Genomic DNA, 11,731 nt, shown 5'->3' with positions numbered 1-11,731 from the left:
CAGGTGCCAGAGTGCCGGGCCGCGCCGACAACGTATTGAACAGAATTGCCCTGTTCGATTTAGCGCACGGCGACGGCCCGGCGGCGCGGCAGCCCAAAGGTGTTGACCGCCATGCCGGCCAGCACCAGCAATGCGCCGCCGAACTGCGCCGGCGACAGCGCTTCGTCCAGCAGCAGCCAGGCGGCGAACAGCCCGACCAACGGTACCAGCAGCGTCAACGGCGCGACGCGCCAGGTTTCGTAGCGCCCCAGCAGGCTGCCCCACACAGAATAACCGAACAGCGTGGCGGCGAACGCCAGATAGGCAATCGCCAGCCAGGTGCCGACCTGCACATGGCTCAGGCTGGCGAGCACCACCTGCGGGCCGTCGAACAGCCAGCTGCAGACCAGGAACGGCACGACCGGGATCGGCGCGCTCCACACCACCAGCGACAAAATGTTGCGCTGCGGGAAACCGGCCAGGATCTTCTTGTTGGTCAGGTTGCCCAGCGCCCAGGAAAACGCCGCCGCCAGGGTCAGCAGCAGGCCCGCCAGGGGGACCGCGCCGCTGCCCGGCTTATGCAGGCTGGCCTGCGCCAGCACCAGCATGCCGCCGCTGGCGATAGCAATGCCGACGAAATGGTTGACGCGCAGCTTTTCGCCCATCAGCACGACACCCAACAGCAGGGTGAAAAACACCTGCGCCTGCAGCACCAGTGAGGCCAGCCCCGCCGGCATGCCCATCTTGATGGCGACGAACAAAAACGCGAACTGCGCGAAGCTCATGGTCATGCCGTACAGCAACAGCCATTTCCACGGGATCGTCGGGCGCGGAATAAAGAAGATCGCCGGCAACGCCACCAGCAAAAAGCGCATCCCAGCCAGCAGAAACGGGGGCATGCCCTGTAAACCGAACTTGATGACGACGAAATTCACACCCCAGATCACCACCACCAACAGCGCCAACAGCCGATCGCGCAATGTCATCCTCGCCCCGCTTATCCCATTGAAAATTCGCTTTACCTTGCAGATTACAACCAAACCGGGGACATGGACACCGGCAAACGCCGGCGCTTATTCCGGCATCAGGCCGATAAAGGTGGTTTTCTTGCGCGGGCCGGTCATCAGCGCTTCCAGCTTCTCCACGCACTGCAGGTAATGCGGGGTCTGCTTATGCGCCGCCACCGCCTGCTCGTCGCGATAGGCTTCGTAGATGTAAAACCGCGTCGGAATATGCTCATCCTGCAGCACGTCGAAGCGCAGGTTGCCCGGCTCTTCGATCGCCCCCAGATGATTGGCGCGGAAAACGTCGATAAATTCGTCGATTTTGCCCTGTTTAACGTTGATCTCTACCAATGTGACGTGCATGACAGCTCCTTGTTTGAACGGCGCGCCGTAGCATGGCGCTTTCCAACCATAGGTTCATTCCCGTCGATTGCCCTGCCGCAACGGCAATTTTGCCGCCTGGCTCACAAATCGCACCGGCGATGCCCACCCCACCCCCGGCGAGGGAAGACGGCGGCATCTATAGTTAACACTCCTCCCCCTGAGAGCATAGGCTATGGATAACTACTTGATGGCGCTGGATGCAGGAACAGGCAGCATTCGCGCCGTGATCTTCGATTTGGCGGGTAACCAGATCGCGCACGGCCAGGCGGAGTGGCAACACCTGGCGGTGCCGGGCGTACCCGGCTCAATGGAGTTTGACCTCAACCGCAACTGGCAGCTGGCCTGCCAGTGCATCCGCCAGGCAATGCAACGCGCTGGATTGAGCGCTCAGGCGATCCGCGCGGTGGCCTGCTGCTCGATGCGCGAAGGCATCGTTCTGTACGATCGCAACGGCGTGCCGATCTGGGCCTGTGCCAACGTCGATGCGCGCGCCAGCCATGAGGTCAGTGAACTGAAAGAGCTGCACAACCACGGCTTCGAACGCGAGGTGTATCAATACTCCGGCCAGACGCTGGCGCTGAGCGCCATGCCGCGCCTGCTATGGCTGGCGCACCACCGCCCGGACATCTATCGCCAGGCGGCGACGCTGACCATGATCAGCGACTGGCTGGCCAACATGCTGAGCGGCGAGCTGGCGGTCGATCCTTCCAACGCCGGCACCACCGGCATGCTGGATCTGAGCAGCCGTGACTGGCGGCCGGCGCTGCTCGATATGGCCGGGCTGCGCGCCGATATTCTGTCGCCGGTGAAAGAGACCGGCAGCGTGCTGGGGTGCGTCACCGAACAGGCGGCGCAGGAAAGCGGGCTGCTGCGCGGCACCCCGGTGGTGATGGGCGGCGGCGACGTGCAGCTCGGCAGCCTGGGGCTTGGCATCGTGCGCGCCGGGCAGACGGCGGTGCTCGGCGGCACCTTCTGGCAGCAAATCGTCAACCTGCCGGAGCCGGCCATCGATCCGGAGATGAACATCCGCATCAACCCTCACGTCATTCCCGGCATGGCGCAGGCAGAATCCATCAGCTTCTTTACCGGCCTGACCATGCGCTGGTTCCGCGACGCGTTCTGCGCCGAAGAGAAACTGCTGGCGGAGCGGCTGGGCGTCGATGCCTATAGCCTGCTGGAAGAGATGGCGGCCAGAGTGCCGCCGGGCGCCTACGGCGTGATGCCCATCTTTTCCGACGCCATGCATTTCAAAACCTGGTATCACGCGGCGCCGTCGTTCATCAACATGTCTATCGATCCGGAGCGCTGCAACAAACAGACGCTGTTCCGCGCGCTGGAGGAAAATGCCGCCATCGTCTCCGCCTGCAATCTGGAGCAGATCGCCGCCTTCTCCGGCGTGCAGGCGCGCTCGCTGGTGTTCGCCGGCGGCGGTGCCAAGGGCAAACTGTGGAGTCAGATCCTCAGCGACGTCACCGGGCTGACGGTGCGGGTACCGGTGGTGAAAGAGGCCACCGCGCTGGGCTGCGCGATCGCCGCCGGCGTCGGCGCCGGGTTATACGAGTCGCTGGCCGAAACCGGCGAGCGATTGGTGCGCTGGGAGCGCGAGCATCAGCCGGACATGACCCACCACACGCTGTATCAGGAACAGAAAGAAACCTGGCGGCGGGTCTACGCCGATCAGTTGACGCTGGTGGACAACGGCCTGACCACCTCGCTGTGGAAAGCGCCGGGGCTATAAGCGCCACGCGGCATTCGGTCATAACCTTATGCCGTTTTATTCCTTTCTCTTAGGCGCGGCGCGAGCCGCGTTTTCACTCGCCGCCGCGATTGTTTCCCTTCAGAAACAGTGTAACCACCGCAGATGGATTTATCTGCGCCTTCGGCCTGCCGTAGATTGTGACTTTGATCACGCCGCGCCCCGAGAGCGGCCTGCGCATTCACCTGAGACGAGCGGCATTATGCTGAATAATAAAGATAACTCTGCATCATCCCCGTGGCCGGCGATCTTCTCGCTGACGGTCGCCTGTTTTGTCATGGTCACCACCGAGTTCTTGCCGATCGGCCTGCTGACCAACATCGCCCCTTCGCTCGGCGTCAGCACCGGCACCGCCGGGCTGATGGTGACCATGCCCGGCATCGTGGCAGCGGTGGCCGCTCCCGCATTGAGCCTGATTTCCGGCCGTCTGGATCGGCGTTTACTGATGCTGGGGTTGTCGCTGCTGCTGATGGTGTCCAACCTGGTGGCGGCGCTGGCCGTCAACTTCCCGATGATGCTGCTGGGCCGCGTGCTGCTGGGCATCTGCGTCGGCGGTTTCTGGTCGTTCGCCGCCAACTACGGCCGCCATCTGGTGCCGGAAGCCAGCCAGGGCCGCGCCACCGCGCTGATCCTCAGCGGCATCTCGGTCGGCGCGGTGTGCGGCGTGCCGGCCGGGGCGCTGATCGGCGATCTGTTCGGCTGGCGCGCCGCCTTCTTCGGCGGTGCGGCATTGGCGGTCGGCGTGCTGTTGGCGCAGCTGCGTTTGCTGACCTCGGTACCACCGTCCCGGCCGGTCACACCGCGCGATCTGGTACTGCCGCTGCGCCTGCCGATGGCGCGCATCGGCCTGATCGCCATCGTGCTGTTGTTCATCGGCCACTTCGCCGCCTACACCTACCTGCGGCCCCTGCTGCAGCAGGTGTTCGTCCTCAGCCCATCGGCTATCTCACTGCAGCTGTTGGCCTATGGCGCCATCGGCCTGCTGGGCACCTTCCTCGGCGAGCGTCTGGGGGAATACAGCCTGCGCGCCACCTTCATACTGATCGCCGCCATGCTGGCGGGCATTTTGATCGTTTCGCCGCTGCTCAGCGGCCTCGCCGGCGCCACGCTGATGGTGCTGGTATGGGGGCTGGCCTTTGGCGCCGTGCCGGTCTGCGCCACCAACTGGATGTTCGCCGCCGTGCCGCAGGCGCCGGAAGCCGGTCAGGCGCTATTGGTGTGCGTCATCCAGATCGCGCTGGCTTCCGGCGCCCTGCTGGGCGGCGAGGTGGTGGACTGGCAGGGCGTCAGCAGCGCCATGCTGTTCGGCGGCGCGCTGATCCTTTCCGCCACGCTGGTATTCGGCCTCAGCTTGCGCTCCGGCGCGATTGGCGCTAAACAGTGTTAATCATTATCTATCTGCAGAAACATGCCCCGGCCGTCGCCGGGGCATGGCGTTGAGAACCTATGGACCATCATTTGCTCGCTATCCGGGTATTTAACCGCGTGGTGGAAACCGGCGGCTTTACCCGCGCCGCCGAGTCGCTGGGCATGCCGAAAGCGACGGTCACCAAGCTGATCCAGAATCTGGAGGATCACCTGCAGACCAAGCTGTTCCAGCGCACCACCCGCAGCGTGTCGGTCACCCGCGAAGGTGAATGCTATTACCAGAATACGGTGAAATGGCTGGCGGATTTGGAGCAGATGGAAGGCTGCCTGACCGAATCGCAAAGCTCTCCGCAGGGCGTGCTGCGTATCGACACCGGCGGTGGCACCGCACGTCGCTTACTGCTGCCGGCACTGCCCGACTTTCTGGCACGCTATCCGCAGATACAGATCGATCTGAGCGTCGGCGACCGCGTGATCGATCTGATCAGCGACAGCACCGACTGCGTGATCCGCAGCGGTCCGTTGGCCGACTCCAGCCTGATCGCCCGGCGCCTGTTCGATTTGGACTGGGTCAGCTGCGCCACCCCAGCCTACCTGGCGCTTCACGGTACGCCGCGCCACCCGTGCGATCTGGAACAGGGTTTTCCGATGGTGCACTATCGCCACCCGCTTAACGACCGCATCCACCCGCAGCGCTATGCCGAACACGGCAAAGAGATCGCCATTCAACAGCGCTCCCCGGTCAGCATCAATGAAGGCAACGCGCTGCTGGCGGCGAGCCTGGCCGGATTGGGCATCATCCAGATCTATCGGTTTATGGCGCAGCCGCACCTCGACAGCGGCGAGCTGGTCAGTCTGCTGCACGATTGGCAGCCGCCGCCGGAGCAAATGTACGTGGTCTACCCGTCCAATCGCCACCTCAGCGGCAAGCTGCGGGCGTTTATCGACTGGGCGGTGGAGACGTTTGACAACGGCAAGATGAGCCGCACGTTGTAGCCGCACGCAGTGTGGTATTATTTGCCGCATAGTGATTCACGACGGACAACCACCATGGCCTATATCCCCAAAAACTATGCGAAGCTGGAAACCGGCTACCGCGAAAAAGCGCTGAAACTGTTCCCCTGGGTGTGCGGGCGCTGCTCACGCGAATTCGTCTATTCCAACCTGCGCGAACTGACGGTGCACCATATCGATCACGATCACAGCAACAACCCCGAAGACGGTAGCAACTGGGAAATGCTGTGCCTGTATTGTCACGACCACGAGCACTCGAAATACACCGAGGCCGATCAATACGGTTCAACGGTGGTGGCCGGTGAAGACGCTCAGAAAGATATCGGCGTCGCCACCCACAACCCGTTCGCCAACCTGAAGGCGATGATGAAGAAGTAACGCCATCGACAGCTTAATGAGCCACTAACTTATTAAGCTGTTAAATTAACAAAAACTCTCTTCCGTTCCGCCACTTCCCAGAGAATTCCTACTTACCCACCCGGCCGATTCACCGCAAAATAAGCTGCGCAGTTAACAACATACTGGCTTGGCAAGCCGCCGCAGTTGGTGCATATTGTTCGCGAGTTGTTCTTGTTAACCTGTTTGATTATCAACCTAATAAGCATATTAACTTAATAAGTTATCAGCTTAATAACTTGAGAGATGGCAGCATGATTGTCCTGATTGGCTCGCAAAAAGGCGGCGTCGGCAAGTCGACGAAAGCGGTGAACATCGCCGGGTATCTGATTCTTAAGCAAGGCAAGACGGCGATCATCGTCGATGCCGACGACCAGAAGTCGATCATGACCTGGTACAACGACCGTCAGAACGTCGAGGGGCTGCCGCACATTCCGGTGGTGGCCGCGTCGGGTAAAATCAAGGAAACGCTGCTGGAGCTCGATCGCCATTACGACTACGTGATCGTCGACACCGCCGGCCGCGACAGCGCCGAACTGCGCTCCGGCCTGCTGGCCGCCGATCTGTTCCTCTCGCCGCTGCGCCCTTCGCAGATGGATCTCGACACCATTGGCTATCTGTCGGAGATGTTCTCCACCGCGCAGGAATACAACGAGAAGGTCAAAGGCTACATCGTGTTGAACATGTGCCCGACCAATATCTTCATTAATGAAGCCAACGAAGCGGCGCAGGTGCTGAGCGAATACCCGGAGTTCACCCTGGTGAGCAACCGCCTGTGCGACCGCAAGATTTACCGTGACGCCTGGGGTGAAGCCATCACCGTGCACGAGGCGAACAACGAAAAGGCGCAGAGCGAAATTGAATGCCTGGTGAAAGAGGTGATCCTGTGAAAAAACGCACCCCCACCCACCGCATGTCGGAAGACGAATTCATCAACAGCGCCACCTCGCACACGCTGCCGGTCGCGGCGCCCGCGCCAGAAGCCAAACCGGCCGGCCGCAAGCGAACCTATAAGGCGATCTCCGTCAGCCTGACGGACAACCACATTGAGGCTATCGATGAAGTGATCGTGCAGGCGGCGCGCAACGGCATCGTGCGCATCACCCGTTCCGACATCATCAAACTGGCGATCGACGGATTGGCGGAGAAAAGCGAAGCGCAACTGCTGGAACTGCTGAAAAAGCTCTGACCGCACGGCCCGCCGGCTGGCCAAACCGGCGGCTGCCGTTACACCGACGAGAACTCGCGTGGGAACGGCATAGTACGATAGGTTTTGCCGGTGGCCTTATGCAGCGCGCTGGCTATCGCCGGGGCGACCACCGCAGTCGATACTTCCCCGCATCCCTGCGGTGCACGCGCGCTATCGAGCACCACGACCTCCACCTTGGGCATTTCGGCGATCGCGAGCAGCGGATAGCGATCGAAATTCCCTTCTACCACGCCGCCCCGTTCAAAATGCAGCTCGCTGTGCAGACAGGTGGTCAGCGCAAAGCCGATGCCGCCCTCTACGTTGGCACGCACCAGGTTCGGGTTTATCACCTTGCCACAGTCAATCGCACATACCGCGCGCAGCACCCGTAGTCGCCCCCCCTGGATGGCGATTTCAACCACCAAACCGACGTAGGTGGTGAAAGCGTTATTGCGGCCGACCCAAATATTGCACGCCATACCGCGATAAACGCCCAGCGGCGGCTCATGCTGCCAACCGGCCGCCGCCGCGGTGGCGTCCAGGACGCGCAACGCTTCCGGGCTGTCTTGCAACAGATGCCGCCGATACGAATATTCGTCCCGGTTGGCCTTATGGCTGAGTTCGCTGATAAAGCTTTCCAAAAAGAACAGACTGGCGACGCTGCCGACACCGCGCAGATAGCTCAGGGAGATCGGCTGTTCGACGATGCCGGCCTCCACCTTCAGGTGTGGGATGCGATACGGCGTGCTGTAAACGCACTCCACCATACTTTCATCCCATCCCCCGGCCTCGTTGACCGTTTCGCGCCGCATTTGCCAGAAGAGAGACTGCCCGGCATAGCGCGCCCACAGCGCCTGCGGGTAGCCGTTTTCATCCAACAGCGCCCGATAATGGCTGATGCAGGCCGGACGATAGTATTCATGCCGCATGTCGATCTCGCGCGGATAGATCACTTTGACCGGTTTCCCCACCGCCCGGGAGGCGGCGGTAGCATGCATCACGGCATCCGGCAGATATTTGCGCCCAAAGCTGCCCCCCAGATAGGTCGTATTCACCACCACATCCGTCGGCTTCAGCCCGAACATTTTCGCCAGAACGTTGCGTACCATGTCCTGGCCCTGGAAAGGGCCCCAGGTTTCGATACGGCCCTCGCCGTAATGGCTGGTGGCATTGCAAGGCTCCAGGGTGGCGTGCGCCACATAAGGTGCGCTGTAACGCGCTTCATGCAAGCGTGAACCTTGTTCAGCGCCACGAATCAACGCCGACGCCTCGCCGCGATCGACCGCCGGCACCAGCGTATCGCCATCCAGCATCGCCAGATTCTCCGCCGCAATCGCGCTATCGGTCAGCGCTTTTCCTGTGCCCGGCAGCCAGTCGACCTCCAGCAAATCCGCCGCCTTTTTGGCCTGCCAGTAGCTCGCCGCCACCACGATCACCGTATTGAGCGACATATCGTGATCCAATCCGACCATGTTGTTCATCGACCACTGCCGGGTCAGCACCAGATCCACCACGCCCGGCATGGCCCGAATCTGCCGTTCATTGCGCACGGCGACCAGCTTTCCGCTGAGATCGGGCACCATCCAGGGAACGCCGATCAGCATCTCCGGCAAGTCGATATCGATACCGTAAATCGCACTGCCGTCCACTTTCTCCGGCGTATCAACCCGCAACAGCGGCTTGCCAATGACACTCTCTCGCTCTTGCGCCTCACTCTTTAAACCAGGCTGCGGATCCAACGGCAGCTCGGCGGCATAGCGCACCAGATCGCCGTAGGCGACCTTGCGCTGTCCGCCTTTCTCAAGCACCCAGCCTTTCTCCGTGCGGCACTGCGCCGGTGAAAGCGCGAAATGTTTTGCGCCGGCCCGCAGAAAAAAATCTCTCGCCTGTGCGCCGGCCAGCCGGGCACGCTGATAAAATTTGGTCATGGAGGTTGAGGCGGCGACAAACTGTGCGAAAGCCTCGCCCCCGGCAACCTGACGGTAAGCGTCACGGCCGGTGACGAATTTCACCGTCACCTGCGCCCAATCGGCATCCATCTCCGCCGCCACCACTTCGGCTAGGCCGGTGTAAATCCCCTGCCCGACCTCACATTGCGACACGCCAATAACGATGCGCCCATCGCGATCGATCCAGATCCAATCGTTCAATTCATGCTGACCGTCCGGTGGCGCCACGTCCTGTGAAACCACGGCCGCCAGGCTGCGCGTCGATATCGGCAGCAGCATGGCGGCCACTGCCAACGCGCTGCCTTTTATCAAGGCTCTGCGGGTGATCGCCATACTCAAGATCCTCCCTTGTCCGCGGCGCGGTGCACCGCCGCACGGATCCGGTGGTAGGTGGCGCAGCGGCACAGATTGGTCAGGCCCGCATCTATCTGCCGATCGTCCGGCCTCGGGTGTTCCGCCAGCAGCGCGCTGACCGCCATGATCATGCCTGATTGGCAGTAGCCGCACTGCGGCACATCCTCCGCAATCCAGGCCTGCTGCACCGGATGACGGCGATCGAGGGACAGCCCTTCGATGGTGGTCACCTGCCGATCGCGCACCAATTGCAGCGGATAGCAACATGAACGCACTGCCTTACCGTCGACATGTACCGTACAGGCGCCACAGGCGCCAATACCGCAGCCGAACTTGGTGCCGGTTAACTTAAAATGTTCTCGGATCACCCACAGCAGCGGCGTATCCGGCTCGCCGTTAAACTCGACCGCCTGGCCGTTCAGATTGAACTTCATGCCATCCTCTCTTGGATCAATGCTTCACCCGACGTTTCACCCACGCCCCAATGACGATCAATACCAGCAATACGCCGCCCCAGAACACATAAGGCAATGACGTAATCAACAGCGGTTTTTCACCGCCCGCCCGCTGCCGAGCCACTTGCTCCGGCGTTATCCTGACCGCCGGATTGCCGAATTGCTGTAATACGTAATTGCCCAACTCGGCCAGTTGCCGGTCATCCAGGCTATCGGCAAATCCCGGCATCCAGGTCTGCAGCGCCTCTCCCTGGCGCTGCACGCCATGCAGCATCACCATGATCAGATTATTGGCCTGCTCGCTGCCTACGGTGGAATTGTGCGTCAAAGAAGGGAAATGGCCGTCGTAAGCCCCCTCGCCGCCCAGACGATGGCAGCTGGCGCAGGCAGCGGCATACAGCGCCTGGCCGGCGGCGCGGCCTTTACCGCCCCCCTGGTATTGATAGGCCGCTTTCGTTCCTTGCACGGTGACGATCGGCGGAGTTTGTTTGAGCCAATCGGCGATGGCGCCGAGATCGTCGTCACTCAGGAAACGCAGGCTATGCTCCACCGCCTCCGCCATGCCGCCGGCCGCCTGAGCTTTGTCATTGCGCCCGGTACGCAGATACTGCACCAATTCTTCCCGGCTCCAGCCGCCGATGCCGCTAACGGGATCCGAGGTGATATTCGGCGCGATCCAACCGCCTGCCTCTCCGCCCGCCAGGTAGCGATCGCCGCGTTCAGCCATCATCCCATTACGTGGGCTGTGACACGCCGAGCAATGCCCCAACACATCCACCAGATAGCGACCACGCGCCTTCTTCCCGTCTTCATCGATGGGCGTTTTTTTCAGAAACAGCCAGTTCCAGCCGTGGATCGCATAACGCCAGGAAAAAGGGAACGTCAGTTGGGTTTCAGGCACCGCGCGATCGACCGGTGCGACCCCGGCCATAAAATAGCGATACAACGCGTGCAGATCGTCATCGCTCAACCCCTGATAAGCGGTATAGGGCATGGCGGGATACAAGGGTTGACCGTCCCGCCGAATGCCCTGCGTTAAGGCGCGGCGAAACTCCGGTTCACTGTAGTCGCCAATGCCGGTTCCTTTGGCGGGCGTGATATTGCTGGCGATGATGTCGCCCATCGGCGAAGCGATGGCATAACCGCCGACATAGGGGGCGTCCTGTTGGGCGCTGCCGCGGTGACAAGCCGCGCAATCTGCGGCGGTAGCCAGATATTTTCCCCGTGCGATGACCTGTTGGTCATTCTGGCTGGCGAAGACCGAGCAGGAGAAGATCCCCAACGCGATAACGCACCGCTGTCGTGCTCTCCGCCAGCGGCCGTTCACGCTTCACCTTCCGGCTTCATCGCCCCCGCTCGCTCCTCCGCCAGAAGGGCAAACTCGTCCGGCAACAGATTGTCCTGTTCGAGCATCGTTATTGCGTTATGTTTGATGCCAAACAATACGCGGTAAAAAGCCTCCAGATCGTCGGCCGAAATACCGCTAAGCAGCTTTTGCCGCGCCTGTTGGCTGGAATGATCCAACTGCGCCAGCATCTCCTGCCCGGCCTCGGTCATTCTCACGCCTTTGGCGCGCTTATCTTCGGACAGAGCATCGCGAGCGATAAGCCGATTTTTTTCCAGAAACAGCAGCGCGCGCGACATCGTCGAGACTTCGGCGTTCAAATGCTGCGAAACGTCTTTCAACGTGCAGCCCTCCCCCAAGTCGGCAATCGCACTCAGCGCCAGCCAATGCGGGCGCGTCAGATTGGTCATTTTCACCGACTGGTCCATCGCCGTGCGCCACAGGCGATTGGTCACATCCAGATGGATGCCCAGCGCAGCAGGGAGTTTACGTGGTTGTGGCATATCGGATTGCTCTCGATTATTTATTTGCTTGTGCA

At 61.4% G+C, this 11,731-nt stretch carries 12 protein-coding genes; 6 read left to right on the top strand and 6 right to left on the bottom strand.

From position 1 onward, the window contains the following. Positions 1-59: 59 nt before the first annotated feature. Entirely contained in the window at positions 60-965 is a 906-nt protein-coding gene (locus ACJ8J4_RS11715; RefSeq protein ID WP_264383876.1) for an EamA family transporter, read from the bottom strand. Between the two features lie 87 nt (positions 966-1,052). Further along, entirely contained in the window at positions 1,053-1,346 is a 294-nt protein-coding gene (gene lsrG / locus ACJ8J4_RS11710) for a (4S)-4-hydroxy-5-phosphonooxypentane-2,3-dione isomerase (RefSeq protein WP_264383875.1), read from the bottom strand. A 193-nt stretch (positions 1,347-1,539) separates the two neighbouring features. On the opposite strand from lsrG, the gene lsrK reads away from it, so the two are divergent. The 6 genes from lsrK to ACJ8J4_RS11680 all read left to right on the top strand — a co-directional run bounded on the left by lsrK (position 1,540) and on the right by ACJ8J4_RS11680 (position 7,090). Next, a complete protein-coding gene (gene lsrK / locus ACJ8J4_RS11705; protein WP_197835260.1) occupies positions 1,540-3,105 on the top strand; it encodes an autoinducer-2 kinase in 1,566 nt (521 codons plus the stop codon). A gap of 220 nt (positions 3,106-3,325) precedes the next feature. Further along, on the top strand, positions 3,326-4,510 hold the full coding sequence (locus tag ACJ8J4_RS11700) for an MFS transporter (RefSeq protein ID WP_089180663.1): 1,185 nt from the start codon (positions 3,326-3,328) through the stop codon (positions 4,508-4,510). Positions 4,511-4,569: 59 nt separating this feature from the next. Continuing rightward, positions 4,570-5,487, top strand: a complete 918-nt coding sequence (locus ACJ8J4_RS11695; protein WP_043136865.1) for a LysR family transcriptional regulator — start codon at positions 4,570-4,572, stop codon at positions 5,485-5,487. A gap of 54 nt (positions 5,488-5,541) precedes the next feature. Further along, positions 5,542-5,883 carry an HNH nuclease YajD gene (gene yajD, locus ACJ8J4_RS11690; RefSeq protein WP_004939576.1) on the top strand — a complete coding sequence of 114 codons (342 nt, stop codon included), beginning with the start codon at positions 5,542-5,544 and terminating at the stop codon, positions 5,881-5,883. A gap of 272 nt (positions 5,884-6,155) precedes the next feature. Next, a complete protein-coding gene (locus ACJ8J4_RS11685; protein ID WP_025301991.1) occupies positions 6,156-6,791 on the top strand; it encodes an AAA family ATPase in 636 nt (211 codons plus the stop codon). Next, entirely contained in the window at positions 6,788-7,090 is a 303-nt protein-coding gene (locus ACJ8J4_RS11680; RefSeq protein ID WP_025301990.1) for a hypothetical protein, read from the top strand. Before ACJ8J4_RS11685 ends, ACJ8J4_RS11680 begins: the two co-directional genes overlap by 4 nt. A 38-nt stretch (positions 7,091-7,128) precedes the next feature. Here ACJ8J4_RS11680 and ACJ8J4_RS11675 read toward each other — a convergent pair whose 3' ends face one another. From ACJ8J4_RS11675 to ACJ8J4_RS11660, 4 genes are read right to left on the bottom strand one after another with little or no spacing between them, the layout of a single operon-like run. After that, positions 7,129-9,372, bottom strand: a complete 2,244-nt coding sequence (locus ACJ8J4_RS11675) for a xanthine dehydrogenase family protein molybdopterin-binding subunit (protein ID WP_197835258.1) — start codon at positions 9,370-9,372, stop codon at positions 7,129-7,131. A gap of 2 nt (positions 9,373-9,374) precedes the next feature. Further along, positions 9,375-9,827, bottom strand: a complete 453-nt coding sequence (locus tag ACJ8J4_RS11670; RefSeq protein WP_043136855.1) for a (2Fe-2S)-binding protein — start codon at positions 9,825-9,827, stop codon at positions 9,375-9,377. Between the two features lie 16 nt (positions 9,828-9,843). Continuing rightward, on the bottom strand, positions 9,844-11,175 hold the full coding sequence (locus ACJ8J4_RS11665; protein WP_142590659.1) for a c-type cytochrome: 1,332 nt from the start codon (positions 11,173-11,175) through the stop codon (positions 9,844-9,846). Further along, a complete protein-coding gene (locus ACJ8J4_RS11660; RefSeq protein WP_141997521.1) occupies positions 11,172-11,696 on the bottom strand; it encodes a MarR family winged helix-turn-helix transcriptional regulator in 525 nt (174 codons plus the stop codon). The genes ACJ8J4_RS11665 and ACJ8J4_RS11660 overlap by 4 nt, the downstream gene beginning before the upstream one ends. Positions 11,697-11,731 lie beyond the last annotated feature (35 nt).

This window comes from Serratia sp. CY47280, assembly GCF_052168655.1.
GTDB classification, from domain to species: domain Bacteria; phylum Pseudomonadota; class Gammaproteobacteria; order Enterobacterales; family Enterobacteriaceae; genus Serratia; species Serratia bockelmannii.
The sequence above is the reverse complement of the archived record's forward strand: the minus strand, read 5'-3'. Positions and strand labels throughout refer to the sequence as shown.